Origin of the sequence: Nonomuraea rhizosphaerae (assembly GCF_019396405.1) — a bacterium.
Classification (GTDB): Bacteria; Actinomycetota; Actinomycetes; order Streptosporangiales; family Streptosporangiaceae; genus Nonomuraea; species Nonomuraea rhizosphaerae.
On the sequence record NZ_JAHKRL010000481.1, the window covers coordinates 1 to 25,840 of the forward strand.

Consider the following 25,840-nt stretch of genomic DNA (forward strand, 5'->3'; position numbering starts at 1 on the left):
CCGCTCTCCAGGCGCAGTTTGGCGGGGTCGGAGGAGTTGTAGAACTGCGGGGCGGCGCCGGGCCCGGCGCCGTAGACGGTGTCGAGGTCGAACCCCGGCGTCCTGACGTTGGGCGTCAGCTCGGGAGCGGTCGGCACGCCGAGCGGCGAGCTGTTGTCGAAGGTCAGGTCATGGTCGATGAACTGGCCGAGGAACGTCACCCCGGCGGTGTGCGAGGTGTTGTCCAGGTTGTTGGGGCTGAGCTCCGGGTTGGTGATCAGCCGGATCGGGCCCTTCTGGAGCGGGTCGGCGGCGTCGAGCGGCCCGCCGGGCCGGCCCATCTCCATCAGGGCCTGGCGCAGCGTCGGCGCGTTGAAATCGGCGAACGGCGGGAGGGTGAAGACACGTCCGAACCTGTCGGGGGAGGTGACCAGTCCGCCGGACTGGACCGTGACGACCTTGGCGAGGGCCTCCGCGGGGGTGAGGGTCAGGGCGGCCGCTCCGGCTCCGACACCTGTGAGGAAACTGCGCCTGCTTAAACCAGGCTGAGACATGACATGCCTCCTTACTGGCGTCCCTGATGATGGGCGGCATGCGCACACCGGCGGGGGCACGGCATGGCGGATGTGCATGCTCGTGGGAAGCCTGCGCCCAGGCTGGTCTCCTGACTGAGAGTGGTCAAGAGACCACTTTCCCCTAGGGTTTTTCCGCGTCGGGATAGCGATTTGTAGCAATAAGTCCAATAGCGGAGATGAACCATTCGTCATGGTCATTCGTTGGACCGGCAATTGGGGACCGGGCGAAAGGTGTCCAGATGGCCGATCTGCGCAACGTCATCGAAAAGCTGCTCCGCCGTCCGGCCTTCTGGCGCCCCGATCCGCCGCTGCCCACGATCCTCGTGACCGGTCCCCTCGCGCCGGAGGCGATCAAGCTGCTGGCCGAGCCGTTCAAGGAGAGCGTCCCGTACGCCCTCGTCGAGGACGGTGACCACGAGTCGGTCCAGGCGCTGGTGGAGGGCCTTGCGGAGCGGCTCGGCAAACGGGTGGACGGGGCGCTGCTGCCGCCGCCGCGTTTCCCGCTGGCGCAGTTCGTCCTGTGGGCGCGGCAGCAACTGGACGCCAGACCGGATCACTGGCCCGAGGTGTGGCCGCCCGACCCGCACAAGTCGCCCAGAGGCTTCAAGCTGTTCAACGAACGGCTCAAGGAATGGCGCAGGACCAGGCGCGGCGGCGACCACGGCCGCAAGACGTCGGCCGACTTCCTGGCGCGGGCGGCGACGACCTGGGTGCCGGTCGGCACGCTGGCGGTCTGGTGGGCGGGCGGCGCGGCGGACCTCGTCGGCGTCCTGCCCTGGGTGGTGGGCGGCGCGGTGGCCCTGGCCGGCACACTGGGGCAGGGTCTGCTGTCGATCAAGGGGAGCCTCTTCATCGGGTGGCTGCGCAGGCAGCCGTACGTGCCGCGCAGGCGTTTCGAGTCCACCGCCAAGTACGCCCTCCGCCTGGCCGGCGCCGAGCAGGAGGAGATCGAGCAATTACTGGTTCACACCCTGGTCAGAGACCTGAGCGAGGCGTACAGGAAGTGGATCATCCCGTGGCCGAGCTGGGGCAGGGGGCTGTACCCGCTGCTGCTGGTCCAGGTCGGCTCCTCGGAGACCAACGCCCGGTTCCTGCGGCTGCTGGACGAGACCACCAAGCAGACCGGGCTGCTGCCCCCGATGGTCGTGCTGGCGGCGGTGCCGCACGTCCCCGACGGCGCGCGGACCGGGGCGGAGGATCTCGGCGAGCTCGGCGGCAGCGTCGAGGCCTGGCGGAGCGCGGCCGGACGAAGGGTGCCCGACCTGCGGATCCACGCGCACGCCGACGCCCTGCCGGAAGTCGGCGACCGCCAGTTGCTGCCGCGCAGGAGGCGGGCTGTGGGCTACTGGACGGCCATCGGGCTGCTGCTGGTGCTCCCGTTCGCGTGGGTCGTCTGGATGCAGCTGGACAGGAACGCCCACTGCGGCGGCCTGTCCTGGGCCGAGCGGACCGGCGCCGAGTGCGTCGGCATCGTGAACGCCGACCGCGCCACCCCGGGTGAGCTGTTCGCCGGCGAGGTCAAGGAGCTGGTCAAGAAGATCGACGCGAACAACGCCTACGCCATCTCCTCCGGGCGCTACGTCAGCCTGGTGCTGTTCGGCGAGTTCTCGATCAAGAGGACCGAGGAGAACGACACGCGGCTGGCGGCGGCCGTCTCCGAGCTGGCGGCGGTCGAGGAGTACCAGCGGACCGTCGCCAGCACGCCCAGGCTGCGCGTGCTGATCGCCAACGCGGGCGACAACTTCGCGCACGGCCGCAGGACCGCCCAGCTCATCACCGAGCTGTCCGGGCAGGACCCGCACGTGATGGGCGTGGCGGGCCTGCAGCGCAGCGTCCTGGGCGTCAGCGAGGCGATCCTGGAGCTGCACCTGGCGAAGATACCCATGGTGTCCAGCACGGCCACGGCGGACGGCCTGGGCTACATCGCCAACCCGGCCAAGCCGAGGGACATCGGGGACCCGTCCCCCTACTACTTCCACGTCGGCCCGACCAACTTCCGCGAGGCCGCGCTGGGCGCCCGCTTCGCCAAGCAGACGCTGCTGGCCGGCGTCGCCGAGCCGACCGCGGTCATCGTCCAGGACGGCTCGCACACCGACCAGTACACCAACAACCTGGCCGACGACTTCGACCTGCTGCTGACCGAGCAGGGCGTCAAGGTCATGGACCGGGTCGCGTACACGATCGAGGCGGGCGGCATCTCCTCCAGCGCGGTCAAGGCGTGCGCGCTCAAGCCGCACGTGGTGATCTACGCGGGGCGCTCCAGCGAGTTCCGCGACTTCCTGGCCGCGATCGAGGGCAAGGCGTGCGGCGAGGTGAAGGTGATCGCGGGCGACGACGTGGTCAAGGCGGTGACCGACTTCGGCGCCGAGATCGCCAACATGAAGCAGGTCGAGGTGTACTACATGGCGCTGGCGCACCGGGACCTGTGGACGGGCGAGCAGGTCAAGCCGACCGCGTTCGTCAGCAGGCTGCTCGGCAAGGCGCACGCCACGGCCTCCGACGACAACCTGATCCTCACGTACGACGCCGCCAACGTGATCTACCAGGCCGCCAACCACGCCTACCGGGCTCCGGGGGCGGACGAGGCGAGCGGGCTGCCCAGCAAGGGCGACATCCTGTACCGGCTGTCACGCACGGCCGGCGAAGACGCGTGGGAGGGGTCGAGCGGGGTGATCGACTTCAGCGCCGCCGAGCTGCACGCGCCGGTGAACAAGGCACTGGCGATCATGAAGGTGGACGGGAGCGAGCCGGACCACACCAGGCCCGTCGTGCGCTGCGGGATCCTGGACGCCAACGAGGCGCCGTCGAAGGACAAACGGTGCGCCGGGCTCCCCGACGTGGCCCCGCACGGCGCCCGCGCCGCACGGTGAGAGGGCCGCAATGTGAGCAGAACGGTCGTCACGCCCTGAGGGGCGCGACGACCGTGAAGGGGAACCTCAGATGGTGCCGACGACCTCGTCGGCGCCGGGCACGTCGCTGAGCGGGCGCGACGAGGGACCGGTGTAGATCGCGCTGGGGCGGACGAGCCTGCCCGTGCGCTTCTGCTCCATGATGTGCGCGGCCCACCCGGCCGTACGGGCGCAGGTGAACATCGAGGTGAACATGTGCGCGGGCACCTCGGCGAAGTCCAGCACCACGGCCGCCCAGTACTCGACGTTGGTCGCGAGCACCCGGTCGGGCTTGCGGGCGTGCAGCTCCTCCAGAGCGGCCTGCTCCAGCGCGGCGGCCACCTCGTAGCGAGGAGCGTCGAGCTCCTTCGCGGTGCGGCGCAGCACCCTGGCGCGCGGGTCCTCGGCCCGGTAGACCCGGTGGCCGAAGCCCATCAGCCGGTTGCCCTTGTCGAGCTCGCCCTGCACGTACTTCTTGGCGTCGCCGAGCTGCTCGACGCCCTCGATCATGTGCAGGACGCGGGCCGGGGCGCCGCCGTGCAGCGGGCCCGACATGGCGCCCACGGCGCCGGACAGCGCGGCCGCCACGTCGGCGCCGGTGGAGGCGATGACGCGGGCGGTGAACGTCGAGGCGTTCATGCCGTGCTCGGCGGCGGAGGTCCAGTAGGCGTCGATGGCCTTGACGTGCTTGGGATCGGGCTCACCGCGCCAGCGGATCATGAACCGCTCGACGATGGTCCTCGCCTCGTCGACCCGGCTCTGCGGCACCATCGGCAGGCCGAGGCCGCGCGCCGACTGCGCCACGAAGGACAGCGCCATGACGGAGGCGCGCGCGAGCTGGTCGCGGGCCTCCTCGTCGCCGGTGTCGAGCAGGGCCTTGAATCCGTACGCCGGTGCCAGCATGGCGAGGGCGCTCTGTACGTCTACGCGGATGTCACCGGAGTGAACGGGGATGGGGTACGGCTCCGCCGGGGGGAGGCCCGGTTGGAACTTGTTGTCCACCAGCAGGCCCCACACGTGCCCGAACGGGACACGGCCGACCAGCTCCTCGATGTCGACGCCCCGGTATCGAAGGGCGCCCCCCTCTTTGTCCGGTTCCGCGATCTCGGTCTCGAAAGCCACAACGCCCTCGAGGCCGGGTTTGAAGTCGGACATACTCGGCCGCCTCCCTTTCTGCCATGTGTCGGCAATGCCTTGATGTCGAGATACCGGCGGGTCAATTTAACCCCCTACCGCCGAGTGCTCGCTCTCCGGACCCGCCGCAACGGGAAAACCCCTGGTAGGGAGTGTTGTGTGGGATCTGCCACCAAGCGCGCAAGAATACCGTCTCGTGGATGCAACCTCGCGCCCGCCCGCGCTGGCCGGGCTTCGCCGTACCTACGAGGGCGAGCCGCTGCTCGAAGCGAACCTCGCGTCCGATCCCATCGCACAGTTCACCACCTGGTTCCAGGAGGCGCTCGAAGCCGGCCTGCCGGAGCCGAACGCCATGGTCCTGGCCACCGCCTCCGCCGGCGGCCGGCCCAGCGCCAGGACCGTCCTGCTCAAGGGCTATGACGAACGCGGATTCGTCTTCTACACCAACTACGAGTCGCGCAAGGGCCGCGACCTGACCGAGAACGCCCGCGCCTCGCTGCTGTTCCCCTGGCATCCGGTCCGCCGCCAGGTGCGCGTCGAGGGCACGGTCGTGCGGCTCTCGCACGAGGAGTCGGCCGACTACTACAACTCCAGGCCGTACGGCTCGCGGATCGGGGCCTGGGCCTCGCGCCAGTCGGCGGTCGTACGGTCCAGGGAGGAGCTGGACGCCCGCTACGAGGAGCTGGCCGCCCGCTGGCCGGAGGACCCGCCGGTGCCCGACTTCTGGGGCGGCTTCCGGGTCAACCCGATCGAGGTGGAGTTCTGGCAGGGCCAGCTCGACCGGATGCACGACAGGCTCCGCTACCGCCGCACCCGCCCTGCCTGGGTTCTGGAGAGACTCGCCCCTTAATGTGCATTGAGTGGCATTCGGGGATTTGGTAAAGCGTCATCTCATCGACGTACGGCCGCTGGCCGTGCCCGCCTACAGGAGGCTCTGGTCGGGCCAGGCGATCGCCAACATCGGCCTGGGAGTGACCGTCGTCGCGGTCAGCAAGCAGGTGTGGGACCTCACCCACTCCTCGTTCTGGGTCGGCATGCTGGGCCTGGCCAACCTCCTTCCGCTGCTGCTGTTCGGGCTGTGGGGAGGGGCGTTCGCCGACGCCGTGGACCGGCGCAGGCTGCTGATCGCCGGCTCGCTCGTGTCGTGGGTCGCGACCCTGATCATCGTGGCTCAGGCGCTGCTCGGGTTCGGCAACGTCTACCTGCTGCTGATCGCCTCGGCGGTCAGCTCCACCGGCTTCGCCGTCACCTCGCCCACGCGCGGCGCGATCATCCCCAGGCTGCTGCCGCCCGAGCTGGTCCCGGCCGCCAACGCGCTGAACTCCCTGGTCTACGGGCTGGGCGCGATCATCGGGCCGATGATCGCCGGCGTGCTGCTGGCCTGGCAGGGGTACGCGCTGGCGTACGGGGTCGACGGCGTGCTCTTCACCGCCTCCCTGTACGCGGCGCTGCGGCTGCCCGCGCTGCCGCCGATGGGCGAGACCCAGCGGGCCGGCTGGCGCTCCGTCGTCGAAGGGCTGCGCTACATCGCGACCGGGCCGGTGCTGCTGATGTCGTTCGTCGTGGACATCATCGCCATGGTGTTCGCCCTGCCCAGGGCGCTGATCCCGCAGGTGGTGTCGGAGCGCTTCGGCGACGACCCCCGGGCGCTGGGCTGGCTGTCGGCGGGCATGGCCATCGGCGCGGTGCTCGGGGCGCTGGGCTCCGGCTGGGTGGGCCGGGTGCGCCGCCAGGGGCTGGCGCTGACGTTCGTCATCGCGCTGTGGGGGCTCAGCGTGGCCGCCGCCGGGCTGGTGCACTCCCTGTGGCTGATCGTCGCGCTGCTGGCCGTCGGCGGGGTGGCCGACACGATCTCGTCGGTCTGGCGGCAGTCCATCCTGCAGCTGCACGCGCCGGACGAGATGCGCGGGCGGATGCAGGGGGCGTTCATGGTGGTCGTGGCGGGCGGGCCGCGGCTGGGCGACCTGCGGGCCGGGGCCACCGCCGTGTGGTTCGGGCTGACCCCGGCGTGGGTGGGCGGCGGGCTGGCGTGCGCCGTCGCGGTCGTGATCGTCGGCCTGGCGGTGCCGAGCTTCCGCGACTACCGGGCGGGCAGGACGTCGGTCCATCAGGGGGCCTGAGCCGCCGTACGCGCCTCCGAGAGGGCCTGAGCGGCCTCTGAGAGGGCCTGAGGTGGCCGTACGCGCGTTCCTGAAGGGCCTGCCGCCGCCCGCCGCAGCCCGGCGAGGTCCGATCGCTCGGGAACGAACCGGGCGGCTCCTTTGTTATGGTCCTTCACCATCGTCGGCCGTCTTCCCCATAGGCTTCCGTGTGATCCCTGTGCCCGCGGCGGACGGGTCCAGTCCCCGCCTTGACCGGCGTAGCATTCAGTTGGGAGGAGCCTTGACCGCACACGGCCTGATCGACACGACGGAGATGTACCTCCGCACGATTTACGAGCTCGAGGAGGAGGGCATCGTTCCGCTGCGCGCGCGCATCGCCGAGCGGCTGCAGCAGAGCGGTCCCACCGTGAGCCAGACGGTGGCCAGGATGGAGCGCGACGGCCTGGTCCGCGTCGAGGGTGATCGCCACCTGTCGATGACCGACCTCGGGCGCACGCTGGCCACACGGGTGATGCGCAAGCACCGGCTCGCCGAGTGCCTGCTCACCGACGTCATCGGACTGCCCTGGGAAGAGGTCCACATCGAGGCCTGCCGCTGGGAGCACGTGATGTCGGAGTCCGTGGAGGCGCGTCTGGTGACGCTGCTGAACAACCCCACGTCATGCCCGCACGGCAACCCGATCCCCGGCCTGAGCGAGCTGGGCGCCAAGGAGCCCGCCGACGGCGGGGCCAACCCGCTGACGTCCATGTCGGATCTCGCCGGACCCAGAGATATACCCGTGGTCGTGCGGCGAATTAGCGAACAAGTGCAAAGCGATCCTGCTGTGATGCTTAAACTCAAGCAAGTTGGGATACAACCCGGACGCGAGGTGACGCTCGCGGCGAGCGACGACGGGGTGCGGGTGACAGGTGACGGTGACGCGAACGACACTCTCGCGGAGCTTCCGCGCGATGTTGCCGCGCACGTTTTCGTCTCCAGGCGCTGACGCGCACGCGGCTAGTTGGTTGAATCCCTATTGGGAGACCCTCCACTCCCCACTGGTCCACACTGTTGCAGGAGTGCCCGTGGTTCGCTTTGCGCAGATGCCCTCCCGAGGAGTGGTACCCGGATGAAGCGTTGGGGGGATTTGTCGCAGGACGAGGCCGATCACCTCGCGGCCACGTCCGTGCTCGACCATGCCGAGATGGCGGTCGTCGTGACCGACCGTTTCAGCAATCTCCTGTACTGGAACCCGTTCGCCGAGAAGCTGTTCGGTCGTCCGTCCAAGTCGTCGCGCGACACCTCCATGCTGTCGCTCGGCATCATGGAGAAGGACCACCCGCTGGCCATCGAGCTGGCCAAGCACGTGCTCAAGGGCGGCGTCTGGGAGGGCACCTTCGACGTGCGCAGGGGCGACGGCACGATCGTGTACGTGCGCGCCCAGGCCGTCCCGCTGCGCCACAGCTCCGGGTCGGTGACCGGCATCGTCGTCACCGCCCGTGAGGCGCTGCGCAGCAACGAGCGGGAGAAGGACCGTTTCGGCCTGCTGGAGCGCATCGGCGAGCGGCTGGCCGGTTCCCTGTACGTCGAGGAGACGCTCAAGCGGGTCGCCGAGATGCTGGTCCCGCAGTTCGCCGACCACTGCTTCATCGAGCTGATGGAGGGCGACCGGCTGGTCCGCCGGGTCTCCCAGCACGTGCAGGGCTGGGACCCGCCGCCCGGCACCTGGAAGCCGATCGGCGCCGAGATCCGCTACCCGAGCGGCCACTACGCCGACACCGCGATGCGCCGCCAGGAGACCATCCTCGTCGAGGACTTCGCGGTCAGCAGCTTCCCGGCGCCCAGCGAGGGCAGCGCCAAGCTGTGCGGCGAGGTCGGCATGACCTCGGCCATCGTCGCCCCCCTGTGCGTGCGCGGCGAGACGCTCGGCCTGATGTACCTCGGCCTGTCCAACCTCACCGATCGCCGCAGCCCCCACTACGACGCCTTCGACCGCGACTTCGTCGGCGCGATCGGCACCCGGGTGGCCGTCGCCATCGACAACGCGCTGCTGTTCGAGGAGGAGCGCCACACGGCGGAGTCGTTCCAGAAATACCTGCTGCCGCGCGCGCTGCCGAAGCTCGACGGCCTGCAGATCGCGGTGCGCTACTACCCGGCCGCGCCGCTCGCCTCCCACGGCCAGGGCATCCAGACCCAGGTCGGCGGCGACTGGTACGACGTGATCCCGCTCTCGGCCGGACGCGTCGGCATCGTCATCGGCGACGTCGAGGGCAGGGGCGCCAAGGCCGCGGCCATCATGGGCCAGCTCAGGGCCGCGCTGCGGGCCTTCGCCCAGGACGACAAGTCACCGGCCGACATCCTGGCCAGGCTGGACGAGTGGACCCGCATCATCGCCACGCCGGAGAAGGACGACAACGGCGCCGACATCAGCGTCCCGCCGATCGTGACCTGCCAATACCTGGTGTACGACGCCTGGTCGCGGCAGCTCTCCTTCGCCAACGCCGGCCACGCGCCCCCCTTGCTGCTGGTCAACGGCGAGTGCGTCGAGCTCGACATCGAGGAGGTGGGGCAGCCGTTGGGCGTACGCGCCAAGGGGCTGCACGCCGACCTCGTCTACAAGGAGGAGACCCGCACGCTGCCGCCCGGCGCCGCGCTGCTGCTCTACACCGACGGCCTGGTCGACCGGCGTCCCGGGCGCGACGGCCGGATGCCGAGCGACGAGGAGACGCTCGGCGTGCTGTGCGAGAAGCTCGCCAAGATGGCCGACGCCGAGGTGGAGCGGGTCGCCGACGCCGCGACCGTGGCGGTGCCCGGCGAGATCGACGACGACATGGCGATCCTGGTGGTCCGCTCCAGCCACATCGACCTGGACGTCGAGGAGCGCACGTTCCCGGCCCAGCCGATCATGGTCGGTGAGGCCCGCCGGATGGCCTCCGAGGCGTTCGCCGGCTGGAACGTCTCCGAGGAGCGCGCCGAGCTTGCCTGCCTGCTCGTCTCCGAGGTCGTCACCAACGTGGTGCTGCACGCGGCGAGCGCGGGCGTGCCGCGCAGGGAGCTGGTCGTCGAGGGGCCGCCGCTGCCGTTCGAGGAGTCCTGGGACGTGCCCGGCTTCGAGGACGAGGTGGGCGACAAGGAGTTCACGCTGCGGCTGCGCCGGGGCGCCGAGTCGGTCTGGGTCGAGGTCTTCGACCAGGACCTGCGCCTGCCGCGGATCCGCAGCGCGGGCGAGAACGACGAGGGCGGGCGCGGCCTCTACCTGGTCGACCAGTTGGCCCGCCGCTGGGGATCCCGTCCCACCAGGGAAGGCAAAGCCGTCTGGTTCGAGATTCCCACGCGCAGCCGATGAATGGTTAGCTCGACGCCATGGAGCTCGCCTTCGAGCGCCGAGGCACCGGCGCGCCGCTGATCCTCATCCACGGCATCGGCCACCACTGGCAGGCATGGCTGCCGGTCCTGGACCGCCTTGCCGCCTCCCGCACGGTGATCGCCATCGACCTGCCGGGCTTCGGCGTCTCGCCGGGCCTGCCCGACGGCGTCCCGTACACCGCGGAGTCGCTCGCCGACGCGGTCGAGTCGTTCTGCGCGTTGCTGGGCGTGCGCGACCCGCACGTGGCGGGCAACTCGCTCGGCGGCTACATCGCGCTGGAGCTGGCCTCGCGCGGCGTGGTCAGCACGGCCACGGCGCTGTCGCCGGCCGGCTTCTGGTCCCGCTCCGAGCTGCTCTACTGCCGTGGCGTGCTGCGCGCGCTGCGCGCCACGGCCAGGTCGCTGCCGCCCGAGCAGGCCGTCAGCCTCGCCGAGAACCCCGTCGGGCGGGCCCTGTCGGCCGGGCTGCTGGTGGCGCACCCGTCGCGCATGTCGCCGACCGCGCTGATCGCCGCCACCCAGGCGCTGGGCGGCTCGTCGGGGTTCGACGAGACGCTGGAGGCGTTCGCCGGGGTGATGCCGCCCGCGCCGCCGAAGTCGCCCATCACGATCGCCTGGGGCGAGCACGACCGGCTGCTGCCGCGCCGCCAGGCCGTGCGCGCCGCCAAGTGGTCGGGTCAGCGGGTCAGGCTGCTCAAGGGGTGCGGGCACGTGCCGATGAGCGACGATCCGGAGCTGGTGGCCCGGGTGCTGCTGGAGGCTAGCGGAACGTCTGGCCCCAGATGAGCAACATGACGATCACGAAAACGATCATCACCCCGGCGTAGCCCACCGGCCCCAGGCGCAGCGCGCGGCGTACGCGGTTGAGGCCCCAGGCGAACAGCAACGCGAGGAACACCAGCAGGATCAGGCCGCCGTCCATGCTGACCAGTATGCGGCGTCTGAGCGGTTCCCGCGCGGGCGTTTCAGTTCGAGTTGCCGTGGCTGGCGGGCCACCCGGTGGTCTCCATCTTGATCAGCCGGCGGATCTCGATCGTCGTTCTCGGCTGGGGCTCTCGGCTGTCCTCCGGCGCGATCTCTTCTGGATGCACTCCGCAGCCTCCGGTTCGGTTCGGGGTCGGGGTTTCGATGAGGTGCCGGACGCGATTCTGAACGATCAAGCTGCGCTGTCAAGCGCCACAAACCTCACATTCGTCGCGTCCTGGGAAGCGAACGAAGATCTGGTCATCGGGCGCCACCAGATTGAGTCCGTACGCGTACCCGGGTGCGATGTCCGGAACCCCGGTGACCAGGGAGATCACGGCGTGGGCCGTCAACATTCCGGACAGGCCGCCGGAGGTGGACAGCACGCCGGGCCAGCCGAAATCCGTGATCCGGCCATGCCGCTCGCCCTCCGCCCGCAGGCACTCGTAGCAGGGGAAACCGGGCGCGAAGACGCCGACGGAGAGTTGCGGCCCGGCGTACCCGCCGCCGACCCACGGGATGCCCGCGGCCGCGCACACCCGGTTCGCCCACCGGCGGATGCCGCCGGGCTCGCGCGGCTCGTCGGCGCACAGCGCCAGCACGTCGAAGCCGGCGACCAGCCGGGCCAGCTCCTCCGGGCTGCCGATCCGCCGGTTCTCTCCGGTCACCTCGACGTGGGAGTTCAGCGCGCGCAGCCTGGCCACGGCGACCTCCACCTTGGGCCGGCCGATGTCCGCCTCGCCGTACAGGGCCTGGCGGCTGAGGTTGGACAGCTCGACGCGGTCGCCGTCGACGCAGTGGACCGCGCCGACGCCGGCGGCCGTCAGCGCCCAGGCGGCGTGCGAGCCGGTGCCGCCGAGGCCGAGCACCACCACCCTGGCCCGTTTGAGCAGGAGCTGCGGGGCCCAGCCCGGCTCGCGCGGGCGCAGGCTGGCCCAGCGGAAGTAGGCGACGTTCCTGGCGTAGCGCTCCAGCTCGGGGGGCGTCAGCTCGGGCGGCGGGCCCGCCGACGCGTCCTCGACGTGGCCGGAGTCCAGCAGCGTCGCGACCAGTTCGGCGGCGTCGGGGCAGGAGTCGGCGAGCGCGGTGACGATCTCCGCGCGGGTACGGGTGCCGTCCATGAGCTGCAGGGCGTGCCAGGCGTGACCGCTGGGATCCTCGATCTCGCTGGCGATTCCGTAGATTTCCCCGCCTATCCGGATCGTGCCGTTGTCGAGACGATACGGGTGATGCTCCGGTTTTACCCGAGGAAGCGTCATGCGTCCGGATTCTAGATCCCGAAGGACCGCCCGATGATTTCCTTCATGATCTCGGTGGTGCCGCCGTAGATGGTCTGGACCCGGCTGTCGATCCAGGCCTTGGCGACCGGGTACTCCATCATGTAGCCGTAGCCGCCGTGGAGCTGGAGGCAGCGGTCGATGACCTTGTTCTGCAGCTCGGTGGTCCACCACTTGGCCTTGGCGGCGTCGACCACGCTCAGCTCCTTGGCGTTGAGCGCGGTGATGCACTTGTCCACGTAATGGCGGGCGATCTCGGTCTCGGTGGCCAGCTCCGCCAGGACGAACCGGGTGTTCTGGAAGGACCCGATATTTCGTCCGAAAGCCTGACGGGTCTTGCAGTACTCGATGGTCTGCGCCAGCACCACCTCCGCCGCAGCGACCGCCGCCACGGCGATGGACAGGCGCTCCTGCGGCAGGTTGTTCATGAGCTGGAAGAAGCCCTCGCCCTCGTTGGGGCCGAGCCGGTTGGCGACGGGCACGCGGACGTTCTCGAAGAACAGCTCGGCCGTGTCCTGCGCCTTCATCCCGATCTTGTCGAGGTTGCGGCCCCGGTTGAAGCCCTCCATGCCCCGCTCGACCACCAGCAGCGTGGTGCCGCGCGCCCCGGCCTCCGGGTCGGTCTTGGCCACCACCACGACCAGGTCGGCGTTGATGCCGTTCGTGATGAACGTCTTCTGCCCGTTGACCACGTAGTGGTCGCCCTCGCGCACCGCGGTGGTCCTGATGCCCTGAAGGTCGCTGCCCGCGCCCGGCTCGGTCATCGCGATCGCCGTGATCAGCTCGCCGCTGACGAACCCCGGCAGCCAGCGCTGCCGCTGCTCGTCGTTCGTCAGGTCCACCAGGTACGGGGCCATGATGTCGTTGTGCAGGCCGAAGCCGAGCCCCGACGCCCCCTGCCCGATGATCTCCTCGACGACGACCGTGTTGAAGCGGAAGTCGGTGACGCCCGCGCCGCCGTACTCCTCCGGCACCGAGAACCCGAACATCCCCAGCTCACCGGCCTTCTTCCACACCTCGCGCGGGACGATGCCGTCCTTCTCCCACTGGCCGTGGTGGGGGGACACCTCGCGGGCCATGAACTCGCGCACGGTCTCCCGGAACAGCAGGTGCTCCTCGTCGAAGAGGTCTCGCCGCATGTCGCCTCCAAGCAGGGTGGTCGTGCCGTACAGAATACGATTCTGTTGAGCGGTCGCGCATACGACACGGGTTCATCACAAGTGTCCGTTCGGGGGACAGTTCACCCGGTTGCGGTTCTACGATCTACCTTCGGTTTACTGTGTGATCGGAGTGTGCCGTGGCTAGGTGGCGAAAGGCATTGGTCGTCGCGTCGGTCGGACTGCCGGCGGCCGTCGGCCTGGCGGTGCTGCACGTCCCCACGGCATCCGCGGCGCCCGCCGACCTCCAGGTCGACTATCGGTGCACGGCCACCGGGCCGAGCAGCATCGTCAGGCACGGCCCCGTACGGCTGACGACCCGGCTCACCTTCGACACGGATCTTGTCGTCGGCGATCCGCTCAACTTCACCTGGAAGCTCGACTACGCCAACGACACGCGGATGCAGTCGCCCGGCTACTTCGCCGCGGGCGCGCAGGTGCACGCGGTGGGCAACGTCAAGCTCGAAAGCAGCTGGCAGGGCATCCTGCAGCCCAAGGGCGCCGCCGACCAGGAGACCAATCTGCGGCCCGACGACCCGCTGTCGCTGCCCGAGACGCTCACCGATCCCGGCCTCATCGACAAGCCCGGCACCATCAAGGTGACGCCCCAGAACATCGTCGTCGACTTCACCCCGCCGGACGGCGAGGTCATCGCCAACGACGGCAACGAGGCCGACAACCCGACCGGCATGCAGATCGTCTACGGCGGCCCCGGCAACAACTGGGTCAACGTCGACGACCGGCCGGGCTCCGAGCACCACGTGCACAACGACTTCCATGTCACCGAGACGGCCGGCGACTACGCCGAGCTGACCTTCATCGGCACCGGCGTCGAGTACGTCGGACCGCGCGACAAGGACGCCGGCCCCGTTGACATCTACATCGACGGCACCAAGCGGGCCACGGTCGACCCGTCGCGCGACGACAACGACATGCCGGTCAACTCCGACCTCGACGGCGGTCACACGCTGTGGAAGTCGCCGGGACTGTCGTACGGCACCCACACGATCAGGATCGTGTCGGCGTCGGCGAAGCCGGTGTGGCTCGACGCGTTCAGGGTCTCCACGAACACCTCGCAGATCCCGACCGGCTTCCACCGCGCGACCTGCCGCATGATCGGCGGGCCGGTGTCGGTGATCGTCACGGTCACGGAGCCGGGGGAGCCCACAACCACGACCACCCCGACGGACGAGCCCACCGATCCGCCGACCACGCCCACACCCACGACCTCGCCGAGCGGGTCTCCCACCACGTCGAGCAACCCGACGCCCACGCTTCCGCACCACTACGACCCGGGCATCGACCGCAACCTCGTGAGCGTCGTACCCGGGGGCGTGACCACCACCACCGCGACACCCAGACCCACCACCACCAAGACCAAGTACGTCAAGGCGCAGGTCGCCAAGACGCCCAAGGGTGGCGTCGACTCCGGTGAGCAGCCCGAGCCGGCGAGCGGCGGGTCGTACGGGCTGATCGCCAGTGGGTCCGTACTGCTGATGGGAAGTGCCACAGGAGGGCTGCTGCTCCGGCGACGCAAGGCCGGGCACGCCGGAGGAGTGCAGTCATGACCGAGCAGAAGACGCTGCTGCAGAGGGCGACGCCGGGCCTGCTGATCGCCGGGTCGCTCGGCGGCGTGGGCGCCATCATGATCGGCCTGCTGTCGCTGGCCCCGCCCGTCGACGACGGCTCCGGCCCTGGCCCGCAGCTGGCCCAGCCGGGGGCGGTCCAGTACAAGAACGCGGCCGGCGCGTTCATCCTGCCCCCGACCGTGGGGCCGGGCGGCAAGAACGTGCCCCTCACCCCGGCCCGCCTGGAGGCGCCGCCACCGCTGGCGGCCGCCCCGGTCGTCCCGGCGATCCCGCCCGCCAAGACCAAGGCCAAGCGGGCCAAGCCGACCCGCATCAAGATCCCCAAGATCAAGGTGAACGCGGCCATCGGCTCCGTCACCGTGGACATCAAGGGCAACCTGGGCACCCCGTCCCTGTCGAAGCCGTCCCTGACCGGCTGGTACAAGTTCTCGCCCGTCCCCGGTGAGATGGGACCCGCCGTGATCAACGGCCACGTCAGCACCAAGAAGGGCAGGGCCGTCTTCTACCGGCTGTCCGAGCTGGCCAAGGGCGATCAGATCTACGTGTACCGGTCGGACAAGAAGGTGACCCGTTTCACGGTCAGCGGGGTGGAGCAGGTCAGCAAGTCGACGTTCCCGTCGAAGCGGGTGTACGGGAACACCAAGAACGCACAGCTCAGGCTGATCACCTGCGGCGGAGTCTTCAACAAGTCGGCGCACAGCTACACGGACAACATCGTCGTGTACGCCACCCTTTCCAAGAAGAAGGGGTGAAGGGACAAGAGCTTGCTTGTAGGGTTTACGCGAACTTCACAGGGACAGTTCGTATCATCTCTACCTAACCGTGACCCATGGCTGGGAATCTGATACGCCTGTTGATACCGCGCTGAAACGGAGATAGACAGTGCTGACGTCCAAGGCGCGGCGCCGCCGCCTCGCCATCAAGACTTCTGCCCTGGCCGTTGCGGGTGTGGGTATCTTTTGGGCTGTTCCGGCTGTGGTCGCTTCTGCCCAGCCAATTGACGTGCCCTACACGTGCAACGGCACCACCTACCCGTTCCAGATGGAGCTGAAGACTCCCGCCGCCCAGATCACCCCCAACGCCACAGTGACGCTCACCTGGGACATCCAGCAGCCCACCGCGACGCCGAGTCGCCTGTTGGCGACCGCGCAGATCACGCCCAGCAGCACGATCGTCGCCGAAGGCACCGTCAGCCCCAGCGGCACCCCGATGGCCTCCACAGCCGTGAGCGTCGGCGTGACCTCCACGCCGGCGGCGACGATCTCCCAAGGCTCTCCTATGCCCCTCCCGACCTTCCCCGTCGTGGTGAAGCCGACCGTGACCGGAACCGTCGGTGTCAAGGGCGGCGGCTTTTCGATCAAGGTGAACAGCTCGGCCTGGTACACCTGCACGCCCGTCTCTGGCGGTCCGTCGCTGAACCTCGTCGTCTCCACCCCGACCGGCACCCCCAGCGGCACGCCGAGCGGCACCCCGACCAACTCCTCGACGCCGACCACTACCCCCACCACCACGCCCACGAACACCCCGACCACTACCCCCACGAGCCCCCGTCCGACCACCACCAGGACCCGCATCGTCACCGAGACCCCGCGCGTCACCACGACCACCACCAAGAGCTCCAGAACCCCCAAGGCCGGAGCCGACACAGGTGGTGGCGGGACCATGGGCCCTGACGGCAGGATGTTCGTGCTGACCGGATCCGCGCTGATCCTGGCCGCCGGCATCGGAGGACTCCTGATGCGTCGTCGTACCGTCAGCAAGGGCTGAGTGAAGTGGCAGGACAGTACCCCTTCGGGGGCCAGCAACCACCGCAGGACAAGGGGAGCACGGTCCTGCGGGCGGTGCTGCTGCTGGCCGCCGTCGCCGGGGTGGTGACCGTGGTGGCCGGGCTGCTGATCGTGCTGAACTCGCCCGCCGAGTACGGCCTGGCGAGCGAGCGTGACGCGCTGCCGCTCACCGCGCAGCCGGACGGCAGGACGACGGGGGAGCCGGCGCAGGCGCTGTTCAAGGCGGAGCCCACGGTGCCGCCGCCGTTGCCGCAGCCGGCTCCGGCGCCGCCGATGCTGCCGTCCACGCCGCAGCGGATCATCATCAAGCGGCTGGGCATCAACGCGCCCATCACGTCGCTCGGGCTGGCCAAGGACGGGACGATCCAGGTCCCGGCGGCCAACAACGCCAACCTGGTCGGCTGGTACCGCAACATGTCGACCCCTGGCGAGGCCGGTCCCGCCGTGATGCTCGGGCACAAGGACACGCGTACGAGCCCCGCCGTCTTCAGCCGCCTGAACGAGATCCGCTACGGCGACACGATCGAGGTCAAGCGGCAGGACCGTACGACCGCCGTGTTCACGGTGGGCGGGGTCGAGCAGGCCAGCAAGAAGACGTTCCCCACCCAGCGCGTCTACGGCAGCCAGGCCAACGCCCAGCTTCACCTCATCACCTGCGGTGGCACGTACAACCGCACCATCGGTCATTACACCGACAACATCATCGTCTACGCGACGATGACGAGCTCCTATCGAGGCTGAACGCGGAGGCGCGGATGGGCTGGATGGCTAGGCGGAGACTGCGTACTGGCCCGACGGCGGCTCTGCCCGCCAAGCCGGGTCAGTCGGATCTCCTGCGATTGGTGATGCTGGCCGTCCCCGACGCGCGCGAGGACGGCGCGGACATCGTGGGGGCGGACGTGCGGGTGCACGCCGCCGTCGAGGCGGAGCCCGACCTGGTGGGCGGCGAGCAGGAAGAGGTGTGGGCCTGCCGGGTGACGGCCGAGGGGCCGCTGCCTTACGACTACTTCGACCGCATCCTGGCGGAGGGGCTGGCCTTCCGGCTCGGCGGGCTGGCGGTGTGCAGGGGCGAGGTGAGCGATCCCGCCGACGAGTCGCTGACCGCCGGGGTGATCCTGCCGGCGCCGCCCGTGGAGGAGGAACTGCGGACGCTGCTGAAGGACCTCGGGGGCGACGACGCCGAGGCCGAGCCCCACGAAGAGCCTGGCGAGGTCGAGCCTGAGGCCAAGGCCGAGCCCGAGGTCGAGGCCGCTCAGGACACCGTGGAAGCCGACGAGGCCACGGCGGCGGCGGAGGAGGACGTGGAGTCCGACGGCGACAAGGAAGAGGAGGACGCCGCCCCGGTGGACGAGGCGCCGGAGCTGAAGGACGTCTACACGGTCGGCGACCTCACGATCCACCTCGGCCCGGAGCGCCGCAGGCTTCCCGCCACGGAGGACTTCCTGCCCTACGCCACCGAGCTGACCCTGATCGACGTGCGCGGCGACGACCCGCTCAAGGTCGGCGCGCTGGCGTTGCGCCTGTCCGACGGGCTGAACGGGGTGGTCGTGGACCGGTGGGGGTTCAGGGTGGACAAGCCGGAGGACCTCCTGCCCAAGGGCGAGCAGGCGTAGAGCATCGTTCTGTTGTAGTCTCTCCCTAATAACCGAATAATGCTCGGTTTCAGGAGGCACCGTGGCAGAGGCGTACATCGTCGGGGCGGTCCGCACCCCGGTCGGCAAGAAGAAGGGCGGCCTTTCCACCGTCCACCCCACTGACCTGGCCGCTCACACGTTGAAGGCGCTCATCGACCGCACCGGAGTCGATCCCGCGGCGGTCGAGGACGTCATCATGGGGTGCGTCATGCAGTTCGGCCCCCAGAGCATGGACATCGCGAGAAACGCCTGGCTCTCGGCCGGGCTGCCGGAGACCACCGCCGGTGTCACCATCGACCGGCAGTGCGGCTCCTCGCAGCAGTCGGTGCACTTCGCGGCGCAGGGTGTCATGTCCGGCACCCAGGACCTGGTCGTGGCGGCCGGGGTCGAGTCGATGAGCGTCGTGCCCATGGGCTCGTCGATCACGGCCGCGCTGGAGAAGGGCATGCCGTTCCCGTTCGGCGACAAGTGGGTCGAGCGGTACGGCAAGCAGGAGATCTCGCAGTTCCGCGGCGCGGAGCTGATGTGCGAGAAGTGGGGCTTCAAGCGGGACGAGCTGGAGCGGTTCGCGCTCGAGTCGCACCAGCGCGCCGCCAAGGCCATCGCGAACGGCTACTTCAAGGACCAGATCGCCCCCGTCAACGGCGTGGAGGACGACGAGGGCCCGCGCGCTGACACGACGCTGGAGAAGATGGCCACGCTGAAGACCCTCAAGGAGGGCGGTCAGATCACCGCCGCCACGTCGTCGCAGATCTCCGACGGCTCCGGCGCGGTGCTGATCGCCTCGGCGCAGGCCGTCAAGGACCACGGGCTGACGCCGAGGGCGCGCATCCACCAGCTCGCGCTGATGGGCGACGACCCGGTGTTCATGCTGACGGCGCCCATCCCGGCGACGCGGCGGGCGCTGGACAAGTCCGGGCTGTCGATCGACGACATCGACGTCACGGAGATCAACGAGGCGTTCGCGCCGGTGCCGCTGGCCTGGATCAAGGAGCTCGGCGCCGACCCGGCCAAGGTCAACCCCAACGGCGGCGCCATCGCGCTGGGCCACCCGCTGGGCGGCACCGGGGCGATCCTGATGACCAAGCTGCTGCACGAGCTGGAGCGCACGGGCGGCCGTTACGGCCTGCAGACCATGTGCGAGGGCGGCGGTCAGGCGAACGTCACGATCATCGAGCGCCTCTAGGAGCACAAGCGCCTTTAGGAGCACAACGGGAAATGCCCCGGTCCCCCCGCGAGGGACCGGGGCATTTCGGTGTGCGGCGCGGCCATGGCGTGGAGTCGCGCGCCGCACGGACTACCATCCCGGGTAGTTGATCAGCGTCCCTTGGGCGGGATCCGCCGGGGCGGCGCGATCGGCCGCTGCGGCAGCTTCGGCAGGCGCCGGGGCGTCGGAATGCTCTCGCGCCCGGGCTTACCGGCTTTCTTGGTCGATGAACGTACACGCATGACAAGCTCCTTCACGTAACTCAGGGAAACGGGCGGTGTTCGCGAGAATTACTGGTAAAGGCGCATGTCATTGAGGCTAGGCGGGCGGCGGCGTCCCTCGCAACGCATTTACCGCGAAGCCCCGCACCATGGCCCCGAGGCCCGCCTCGAACCACTCGTCGTAGAACCGCAGCGCCGCGTCGTCCAGGCTCGGATTGCCGCCCACCTGGGCCAGGGCGTGGCCCAGGACGTACACGCCGACCGACTGGACGGCCGTGACGGCGTCGTGCGGCGTCACGCCCGCCGCCTCGAACGTCCCCAGCAGCCCCGCCAGCAGCTCGCGGCCCCGGTCGATGTCGACGGGGTGGGTGGCCAGCAGCGGCACCGCCTGGGGATGGCTCAGGAGCATCCTCCGGTACGCGACGGCGAACCCGGTGAGCGCCTCCGGCCACGACATGCCTGTGCCGAGGTCCACCACCGCCTCGGCGAAGAGCCGGTCGACCACGGCGGCCAGCACCGCCTCCCTGTTCGGCAGGTGGCGGTACAGGGACATGGCCGCCACCCCGAGCCGGCTCCCGAGCCGGCGCATGGTGAGCGCGTCGAGCCCCTCCGCGTCGAGCACGTCGACGGCCGCGGCCACGATCCGCTCGCGGGTCAGGACGGCCGGGCGCCCTCTGCCGCGCCGGGGTGCGTTCATCGGGACAGCGTAACCACCAGCGTGCTCGCCAGCATGATCAGCGACAGGGCGCCCACCACGAGGTGCTGGACGTCGATCACCACGTCGCGCCCCTCGGCGGGCAGGACCTTGAGCGTCCGCGCGTACTCGCGCCGGTAGAGCTCGCGCTGCTCGGTGGTGCTGATCCCGAAGTACGGCAGCCACCAGCTACGGACGTGACCGGCGACGATCAGGACGCAGATCGCGGTGGCGGCGACGAGCGACCAGGGCTGCCGCGCCGCGACCCCGGCGGCGACCAGTAACGGGAACGGGTAGTTGACGCAGGCGGCCAGCACGCGCCCGCGGACGTTGCCGGGCCGCAGGTCGTTGAGCGGGAACATGGGGACCCACTCCGTCAGCGCCAGCCAGCCGAGCCAGAGGAACGGGACGACGATCGCGACAGTGGTCATTTCGGAAGCCTCCTCGATTTTGAGTACGTTGTAAGCTTACGTCGTACACAAAATAGTGCAATAGGGTTGCCGGTGCTCGCGCCGCTACGCCATGCTCGGGGGATGATGGACGACCGGCGGCTGGTGCGGATCTCGAAATACCTGGCCAAGCACCTGCGGCACGAGCCGGAGCGGATCGGGATCGAGCTCGACGACAACGGCTGGGTGGAGGTCGAGGTCTTCCTGCGGGCCGCCGCCGCCCACGGCTTCCCGATCGATCCGGCCGACCTGGCCCGGGTCGTGGCGGACAACGACAAGCAGCGGTACGCGCTCAAGGACGGCAGGATCCGGGCGAACCAGGGGCACTCCGTCGAGGTCGACCTCGACCTGCCGGTGGCGACGCCGCCCGCGTACCTGTACCACGGGACGGTGGCCGGGAGCCTGGCGGCGATCAAGACCGAGGGGCTGCGGCCGATGAGCCGCCACCACGTCCACCTCTCGTCCGACCGCGAGACGGCCACCCGGGTGGGGGCGCGGCGGGGCAAGCCGGTGGTGCTGTCGGTGGAGGCGGGGGCGATGCACGAGGCCGGGCACGAGTTCCGGGTCAGCGCGAACGGGGTGTGGCTGGTCGACGCGGTGCCGCCGGTGTTCCTGCGTTTTCCGGGCTGAGGTTTTCCGGGCTGACCTGCGTTTTCCGGCTGAGGTACGACTTTCGTCAGGGGTCACTCTGGCCGGTCGCCGGATATATCCGGCGGTGGTGGATTTCTACTGTCGTATCCCATGAAGACCAAGCTCATCGGCATAGTGGCTGCTGCCGCGGCCGTGCTCTCCCTGACCGTCACGCCCGCCGGCGCGTCCGCCGAGCTGACGCCCGGCGCGATCGACGCCTACGTCGGCCAGGCCATGGAGGCCACCGGCCTGCCGGGACTGTCCGTCGTGGTCACCCATGGGGACCGGGTCGTGCACGCCGCCGGGTACGGCCACGACTCCGAGGGCGCGGTGGTCACCGCCGGCACCCCGATGCGGGTGGCCTCGCTCAGCAAGTCGTTCACCGCCATGGCCGTGATGACCCTGGTCGACGAGGGAAAGGTCGCGCTGGACGGGCCCGTCGCCGACCAGCTCCCGGGCTTCCGCATGGCCGACCCGCGCGCAGCGCGGATCACCGTACGGCAGCTCCTCGACCAGACCTCCGGCCTGTCGGACACCACGGTCGACATGTCCGCGCTGGACGACTCCACGTCGCTCGCCGACTACGTGGGCGGGCTGGCGACGAGCGGCCTGGCCGCCGAGCCGGGCACCCGGTGGGCGTACTGCAACGCCAACTACAACGTGGCGGCGCGTCTGGTCGAGGTGGTCGGCGGGCAGGCGTTCGAGGACTACCTGCGGCAGCACGTGTTCGAGCCGCTCGGCATGACGCGCAGCGCCGTGCGGGACGAGGTGGTCCGGCCCGCCGACGGCTACAACTCGCTGTTCGGGCTGTGGCTGTCGCGCCCGGAGCTGCCCGCCTTCCTCGACGGCAGCGGCTCGGGCGGCGTCATCACCACCGCCACCGACATGGGCAGCTGGCTGATCAGCCAGAACGGCGAGGGCAGGCAGCTCGTCACCGCGCGGAGCCTGAACGCCATGCACACGCCGTCGAAGGTCCAGGACTACGGCATGGGCTGGGGCGAGGACGGCGAGCTGCTCACGCACTCCGGCAACCTGTTCACCTACACCGCTGTCGAGGCGATCTCCCCCAGGACGGGGTACGGCTTCGCGGTCATGACCGGCAGCGCCTCGCTCACCGACACCACGTACGCCGTCATGCTCGGACTGGCCGCGATGGCCGAGGGGCGCACGCCCGAGGTGCCCGGAGCCGACCGGCAGCTGATCGAGCTGGTCCTCGGCCTGGCCGGGCTGGCCGCGCTCGGCCTCGGCGTCCTCGGGGTGGCGCGGTCGCGGCGCTGGGCCGCCAGGAGGGCCGGGCGCGCCCGGTGGCGGGTCGCGGCGCGCCTGGTGCCGGTGCTGACGCCGGTCGTGCTGCTGGCCGCGTACCCGAGCCTGGTCTCCTTCCTGTCGAACGGCAGGACGATCACGTGGGAGCAGGTCACCTACTTCGCCGCGCCGCTGACGGTCACCCTGGTCGTCGCGGCGGTCGCGGGCGTGGTGGTGGCGGTGGCGCGGGTGGTCCGGCTGCGGTCCGTACCGGTGACGCGCGAGGTGGCCCAGCCGGTCGCGGTCGGTAGGGTCTGACAGGTGAGGAACGGGACATTCCTGGCGCTGATCGCGGCGACCGGCCTGGTCAACGGGCTGTACCTGGACCACATCTCGCTCTGGCGGCAGTTCCTGTTCGTGGGCGTGGCGGTGGCCGCGTACCTGCACGGGCGGCACCTCCCCGTACGGCGGGACTGGCTCGTGCTGGGGGCCGTCGCCGCGCCCGGCGTCGTCGCGCTCGTGGTGCGCGGGTGGGATGGCGTGGGCGCGCTGTGCGCCCTGGGGATATTCGCGGTGCTGCCCTGGCTGACGGGACGCTTCCGCCGCCAGCAGGCCGAGCTGATCGAGGCCGGGCGGCAGCGGGTGCGGCAACTGGAACGCGAGCAGTCCTACCTCGCGGAACGCGTCACACTTCAGGAGCGCGGCCGGATCGCCGAGGAGGTGCACGACTCGCTCGGCCACGAGCTGGCGCTGATCGCGCTGCGGGCCGGGGCGCTGGAGCTGGCGGCCGACATGAGCGAGCGCAACCGGGAGGCCGCCGCGCAGCTGCGGATCTCGGCGGTCACCGCCACCGACCGGCTTCGCCACACGATCGGCCTGCTCAGGGAGCCCAGGGCCGCCGTCGCGGCCGAGCACCCCGGCGGCGGCGGCCCGGAGAGTGGTCTTGGCGCCGACGCTAGCGGTGGCCTTGGCGGTGACGCGGGCGTCGGTCTCGGCGCCGGCTCGCGCGGCGGCTTCGGCGCCGGCCCGGGCGGGGGGCGGATCGTGCCGGTGGACGAGTCGATCGAGGCGCTGGTGGAGCGGGCCGCCGGGGCCGGGATGGCCGTGACGCTGCACCGCGACGCGGCGGCGGCCGACCTGCCGCCGCTGCTGGACCGGGCCGCGCACCGCGTGGCGCAGGAGTCGCTGACCAACGCCGCCCGGTACGCGCCCGGCGCCGAGGTCCGGGTCGGCATCGAGCGCGACGCCGGCACGATCACCGTCACGGTCGGCAACGGCCCTCCGGCCGCCGCCATGGTCGGAGGAGGTCTCCCGAGCGCCATGGTCGGGGAAGGTCTCCCGAGCGCCGTCACCGCGTCCACCGGGACCGCCGCGTCCGCCGGGACCGGTACCCCCGCCGCTCGCCGTGGCGGCACCGGTCTGGCGGCGCTCCGCGAGCGGATGCGCCTGATGGGCGGCACCCTGGAGGCTGGCCCGGCCCACGAGCCCCCGACGGGCGGCTTCACCGTACGGGCCACGCTCCCGTACCCGTCCACGAGGGAGGGAGCCGCGTGATCAGCGATCTGTCCGCAGCCGGGAGCCGCGTGATCAGCGATCTGTCCGCCGGAGAAGGAGCCGCATGATCCGCGTACTGCTGGCCGACGACGAGCCCATGGTCCGGGCCGGCGTCCGATCGATCCTGGCCACCGACGTCGGCATCGAAGTGGTCGCGGAGGCCGGCGACGGCAGGCAGGCGGTGGAGCTGGCCATGAAGCACCACCCCGACGTCGCCCTGCTCGACATCCGCATGCCCAGGCTCGACGGGCTGTCCGCCGCGGCCGAGCTGAGGGCCGCGATGCCCGAGGTCAGGGCGGTCATGCTGACCACGTTCGACGAGCCCGAGTACGTCGCCAGGGCGCTGGCCGAGGGCGCGGCCGGGTTCCTGCTCAAGGCCGCCGACCCGAGGGAGCTGCTCATCGGCGTCCACGCGGTCGCGGGCGGCGCGGCGTACCTGTCGCCGAGGATCGCCCACCAGGTCATCGCCGAGCTGGCCGGCGGCCGGCTCACCCGTCAGGGCGAGGCGCGCAGGCACGTCGAGTCGCTGACCCCGCGTGAGCGCGAGGTGCTGGCGCTGGTCGGCCGCGGCCTGTCCAACCAGGACATCGGCCGGGAGCTGTTCCTGTCGGAGGGGACGGTGAAGGCCCACGTCAGCGCCATCCTGCTGCGCCTGGAGGTGGCCAACCGCGTCCAGGCGGCGATCATCGCCTACGAGGCGGGCCTGGTCGAGCGCTGAGGAGCCGCGGAAGGCGCGTCAGGGATCCGGGAGGCGGGCGGGCGCGTTGTCGTGCACCTGCTGGAAGATCACCGACGTGCGGAACCCGGAGATCTCCCGCCGCTTGCTGAGCCGGTCCAGCAGGAACGCGTGCAGGTGGTCGAGGTCCTGCACCGCCACGTGCAGCAGGAAGTCGTCGCCCCCGGCCAGCACGAACACGCTCAGCACCTCCGGCAGCTCCGCCGACGACCGCTGGAACGTGTCGATGACCTCCCGGCTGAGCGGCCGCACCTGCACCATGATCATGGCCTGGACGCTCCGGTTCAGCGCGGCCGGGGCGATGTCGGCGTGGTAGCCCCTGATCACGCCGCGCCGGGTCAGCGCGCGGACGCGCTCCAGGCAGGTGGAGGGGGCCACGCCGAGCTGTCTGGCCAGCTCGCGGTTCGACAGCCGCGCATCCGTTTGAAGAAGCCTGATGATCCCCGAATCAAGTTCATCCATGGCGGCATTCTGCCGATGAAACCGGCCATTCGTTCGGCGTGACCGCCACATCACCATATGTCCGGCTAATTTCACCGGACATGTCTGGACGAACGATGGGTGTCACCCAAGGCACGGCCATGCTGCTCGGCGGGGTCCTCGGCCCCGGCATGCTGGTGCTGCCCCGGCTGGCGGCCGAGGCCGCCGGCCCGGCCTCGATCCTGGCCTGGGCC

The 25,840-nt window shown here is 70.4% G+C and carries 25 protein-coding genes; 15 read left to right on the forward strand and 10 right to left on the reverse strand.

Going from position 1 to position 25,840, the window contains the following annotated elements:
- A partial coding sequence (locus KME77_RS25025) for a twin-arginine translocation signal domain-containing protein (RefSeq protein WP_219471387.1) occupies positions 1–533 on the reverse strand: 533 nt, incomplete at its 3' end.
- A gap of 260 nt (positions 534–793) precedes the next feature.
- On the opposite strand from KME77_RS25025, the gene KME77_RS25030 reads away from it, so the two are divergent.
- A complete protein-coding gene (locus KME77_RS25030) occupies positions 794–3,424 on the forward strand; it encodes a type 1 periplasmic-binding domain-containing protein (protein WP_219471388.1) in 2,631 nt (876 codons plus the stop codon).
- Between the two features lie 66 nt (positions 3,425–3,490).
- Here the strand turns inward: KME77_RS25030 and KME77_RS25035 are convergent, their stop codons facing one another.
- Positions 3,491–4,597, reverse strand: a complete 1,107-nt coding sequence (locus KME77_RS25035; RefSeq protein ID WP_219471389.1) for a citrate synthase 2 — start codon at positions 4,595–4,597, stop codon at positions 3,491–3,493.
- Between the two features lie 175 nt (positions 4,598–4,772).
- Here KME77_RS25035 and pdxH point away from each other — a divergent pair, with 175 nt between their 5' ends.
- The 5 genes from pdxH (at position 4,773) to KME77_RS25060 (ending at position 10,809) form a co-directional block, all read left to right on the forward strand.
- Positions 4,773–5,426 carry a pyridoxamine 5'-phosphate oxidase gene (gene pdxH / locus KME77_RS25040; protein WP_219471390.1) on the forward strand — a complete coding sequence of 218 codons (654 nt, stop codon included), beginning with the start codon at positions 4,773–4,775 and terminating at the stop codon, positions 5,424–5,426.
- Between the two features lie 10 nt (positions 5,427–5,436).
- Positions 5,437–6,696 (forward strand): MFS transporter, encoded by a 1,260-nt coding sequence (locus KME77_RS25045; protein WP_308250889.1) that lies wholly within the window; start codon positions 5,437–5,439, stop codon positions 6,694–6,696.
- A 262-nt stretch (positions 6,697–6,958) separates the two neighbouring features.
- Entirely contained in the window at positions 6,959–7,663 is a 705-nt protein-coding gene (locus KME77_RS25050) for an iron-dependent transcriptional repressor DtxR (RefSeq protein WP_219471391.1), read from the forward strand.
- Positions 7,664–7,786: 123 nt separating this feature from the next.
- The gene (locus KME77_RS25055) at positions 7,787–10,003 is read left to right on the forward strand and encodes an ATP-binding SpoIIE family protein phosphatase (protein WP_219471392.1); all 2,217 of its coding nucleotides are present in this window, start codon (positions 7,787–7,789) and stop codon (positions 10,001–10,003) included.
- Between the two features lie 17 nt (positions 10,004–10,020).
- Positions 10,021–10,809 carry an alpha/beta fold hydrolase gene (locus KME77_RS25060; RefSeq protein ID WP_219471393.1) on the forward strand — a complete coding sequence of 263 codons (789 nt, stop codon included), beginning with the start codon at positions 10,021–10,023 and terminating at the stop codon, positions 10,807–10,809.
- Here the strand turns inward: KME77_RS25060 and KME77_RS25065 are convergent.
- The 3 genes from KME77_RS25065 to KME77_RS25075 all read right to left on the reverse strand — a co-directional run bounded on the left by KME77_RS25065 (position 10,784) and on the right by KME77_RS25075 (position 13,402).
- Positions 10,784–10,945: a hypothetical protein gene (locus tag KME77_RS25065; protein WP_219471394.1), complete on the reverse strand. Its 162-nt coding sequence runs from the start codon at positions 10,943–10,945 to the stop codon at positions 10,784–10,786. The genes KME77_RS25060 and KME77_RS25065 overlap by 26 nt on opposite strands.
- A 247-nt stretch (positions 10,946–11,192) precedes the next feature.
- Positions 11,193–12,245, reverse strand: coding sequence for a HesA/MoeB/ThiF family protein (locus KME77_RS25070; protein ID WP_219471395.1), 1,053 nt, complete (start codon positions 12,243–12,245; stop codon positions 11,193–11,195).
- A gap of 11 nt (positions 12,246–12,256) precedes the next feature.
- Positions 12,257–13,402, reverse strand: a complete 1,146-nt coding sequence (locus KME77_RS25075) for an acyl-CoA dehydrogenase family protein (RefSeq protein ID WP_219471396.1) — start codon at positions 13,400–13,402, stop codon at positions 12,257–12,259.
- A gap of 158 nt (positions 13,403–13,560) precedes the next feature.
- On the opposite strand from KME77_RS25075, the gene KME77_RS25080 reads away from it, so the two are divergent.
- Both KME77_RS25080 and KME77_RS25085 read left to right on the forward strand, forming a co-directional pair.
- Complete coding sequence (locus tag KME77_RS25080; protein WP_219471397.1) at positions 13,561–14,988, forward strand: carbohydrate-binding protein; 1,428 nt, start codon at positions 13,561–13,563, stop codon at positions 14,986–14,988.
- The gene (locus KME77_RS25085) at positions 14,985–15,761 is read left to right on the forward strand and encodes a class F sortase (protein WP_219471398.1); all 777 of its coding nucleotides are present in this window, start codon (positions 14,985–14,987) and stop codon (positions 15,759–15,761) included. Before KME77_RS25080 ends, KME77_RS25085 begins: the two co-directional genes overlap by 4 nt.
- A gap of 276 nt (positions 15,762–16,037) precedes the next feature.
- On the opposite strand, the gene KME77_RS25090 is transcribed toward KME77_RS25085, so the two are convergent.
- Positions 16,038–16,640, reverse strand: coding sequence for a hypothetical protein (locus tag KME77_RS25090; protein ID WP_219471399.1), 603 nt, complete (start codon positions 16,638–16,640; stop codon positions 16,038–16,040).
- Between the two features lie 141 nt (positions 16,641–16,781).
- Here KME77_RS25090 and KME77_RS25095 point away from each other — a divergent pair, with 141 nt between their 5' ends.
- The 3 genes from KME77_RS25095 (at position 16,782) to KME77_RS25105 (ending at position 19,616) form a co-directional block, all read left to right on the forward strand.
- A complete protein-coding gene (locus KME77_RS25095) occupies positions 16,782–17,537 on the forward strand; it encodes a class F sortase (RefSeq protein WP_308250890.1) in 756 nt (251 codons plus the stop codon).
- Positions 17,538–17,638: 101 nt separating this feature from the next.
- A complete protein-coding gene (locus KME77_RS25100; RefSeq protein WP_219471400.1) occupies positions 17,639–18,409 on the forward strand; it encodes a hypothetical protein in 771 nt (256 codons plus the stop codon).
- A gap of 61 nt (positions 18,410–18,470) precedes the next feature.
- Positions 18,471–19,616, forward strand: coding sequence for an acetyl-CoA C-acetyltransferase (locus KME77_RS25105; protein WP_219471401.1), 1,146 nt, complete (start codon positions 18,471–18,473; stop codon positions 19,614–19,616).
- 131 nt (positions 19,617–19,747) lie between these two features.
- Here KME77_RS25105 and KME77_RS30045 read toward each other — a convergent pair whose 3' ends face one another.
- The 3 genes from KME77_RS30045 to KME77_RS25115 form a co-directional block, all read right to left on the reverse strand.
- A complete protein-coding gene (locus KME77_RS30045) occupies positions 19,748–19,879 on the reverse strand; it encodes a hypothetical protein (protein ID WP_281424252.1) in 132 nt (43 codons plus the stop codon).
- 76 nt (positions 19,880–19,955) lie between these two features.
- Positions 19,956–20,555 carry a TetR/AcrR family transcriptional regulator gene (locus KME77_RS25110; RefSeq protein WP_219471402.1) on the reverse strand — a complete coding sequence of 200 codons (600 nt, stop codon included), beginning with the start codon at positions 20,553–20,555 and terminating at the stop codon, positions 19,956–19,958.
- Positions 20,552–20,983 carry a hypothetical protein gene (locus tag KME77_RS25115; RefSeq protein ID WP_219471403.1) on the reverse strand — a complete coding sequence of 144 codons (432 nt, stop codon included), beginning with the start codon at positions 20,981–20,983 and terminating at the stop codon, positions 20,552–20,554. Before KME77_RS25115 ends, KME77_RS25110 begins: the two co-directional genes overlap by 4 nt.
- 105 nt (positions 20,984–21,088) lie before the next feature.
- On the opposite strand from KME77_RS25115, the gene KME77_RS25120 reads away from it, so the two are divergent.
- The 4 genes from KME77_RS25120 (at position 21,089) to KME77_RS25135 (ending at position 25,148) form a co-directional block, all read left to right on the forward strand.
- Complete coding sequence (locus KME77_RS25120) at positions 21,089–21,631, forward strand: RNA 2'-phosphotransferase (protein ID WP_219471410.1); 543 nt, start codon at positions 21,089–21,091, stop codon at positions 21,629–21,631.
- Between the two features lie 111 nt (positions 21,632–21,742).
- A complete protein-coding gene (locus KME77_RS25125) occupies positions 21,743–23,194 on the forward strand; it encodes a serine hydrolase domain-containing protein (RefSeq protein ID WP_219471404.1) in 1,452 nt (483 codons plus the stop codon).
- Positions 23,195–23,197: 3 nt separating this feature from the next.
- Complete coding sequence (locus KME77_RS25130; RefSeq protein ID WP_219471405.1) at positions 23,198–24,430, forward strand: sensor histidine kinase; 1,233 nt, start codon at positions 23,198–23,200, stop codon at positions 24,428–24,430.
- A gap of 64 nt (positions 24,431–24,494) precedes the next feature.
- Positions 24,495–25,148 carry a response regulator gene (locus tag KME77_RS25135; protein WP_219471406.1) on the forward strand — a complete coding sequence of 218 codons (654 nt, stop codon included), beginning with the start codon at positions 24,495–24,497 and terminating at the stop codon, positions 25,146–25,148.
- An 18-nt stretch (positions 25,149–25,166) separates the two neighbouring features.
- Here the strand turns inward: KME77_RS25135 and KME77_RS25140 are convergent, their stop codons facing one another.
- Positions 25,167–25,628: an Lrp/AsnC family transcriptional regulator gene (locus tag KME77_RS25140; protein WP_219471407.1), complete on the reverse strand. Its 462-nt coding sequence runs from the start codon at positions 25,626–25,628 to the stop codon at positions 25,167–25,169.
- Positions 25,629–25,840 lie beyond the last annotated feature (212 nt).

Bases quoted from the DNA above. Each gene is read 5' to 3' on its own strand.
- KME77_RS25030 (WP_219471388.1), top strand. From the start codon at position 794: ATGGCCGATCTGCGCAACGTCATCGAAAAGCTGCTCCGCCGTCCGGCC.
- KME77_RS25035 (WP_219471389.1), bottom strand. From the start codon at position 4,597: ATGTCCGACTTCAAACCCGGCCTCGAGGGCGTTGTGGCTTTCGAGACC.
- KME77_RS25055 (WP_219471392.1), top strand. From the start codon at position 7,787: ATGAAGCGTTGGGGGGATTTGTCGCAGGACGAGGCCGATCACCTCGCG.
- KME77_RS25060 (WP_219471393.1), top strand. From the start codon at position 10,021: ATGGAGCTCGCCTTCGAGCGCCGAGGCACCGGCGCGCCGCTGATCCTC.
- KME77_RS25065 (WP_219471394.1), bottom strand. From the start codon at position 10,945: ATGGACGGCGGCCTGATCCTGCTGGTGTTCCTCGCGTTGCTGTTCGCC.
- KME77_RS25070 (WP_219471395.1), bottom strand. From the start codon at position 12,245: ATGACGCTTCCTCGGGTAAAACCGGAGCATCACCCGTATCGTCTCGAC.
- KME77_RS25075 (WP_219471396.1), bottom strand. From the start codon at position 13,402: ATGCGGCGAGACCTCTTCGACGAGGAGCACCTGCTGTTCCGGGAGACC.
- KME77_RS25085 (WP_219471398.1), top strand. From the start codon at position 14,985: ATGACCGAGCAGAAGACGCTGCTGCAGAGGGCGACGCCGGGCCTGCTG.
- KME77_RS30045 (WP_281424252.1), bottom strand. From the start codon at position 19,879: ATGCGTGTACGTTCATCGACCAAGAAAGCCGGTAAGCCCGGGCGCGAG.
- KME77_RS25110 (WP_219471402.1), bottom strand. From the start codon at position 20,555: ATGAACGCACCCCGGCGCGGCAGAGGGCGCCCGGCCGTCCTGACCCGC.
- KME77_RS25115 (WP_219471403.1), bottom strand. From the start codon at position 20,983: ATGACCACTGTCGCGATCGTCGTCCCGTTCCTCTGGCTCGGCTGGCTG.
- KME77_RS25120 (WP_219471410.1), top strand. From the start codon at position 21,089: ATGGACGACCGGCGGCTGGTGCGGATCTCGAAATACCTGGCCAAGCAC.
- KME77_RS25125 (WP_219471404.1), top strand. From the start codon at position 21,743: ATGAAGACCAAGCTCATCGGCATAGTGGCTGCTGCCGCGGCCGTGCTC.
- KME77_RS25135 (WP_219471406.1), top strand. From the start codon at position 24,495: ATGATCCGCGTACTGCTGGCCGACGACGAGCCCATGGTCCGGGCCGGC.
- KME77_RS25140 (WP_219471407.1), bottom strand. From the start codon at position 25,628: ATGGATGAACTTGATTCGGGGATCATCAGGCTTCTTCAAACGGATGCG.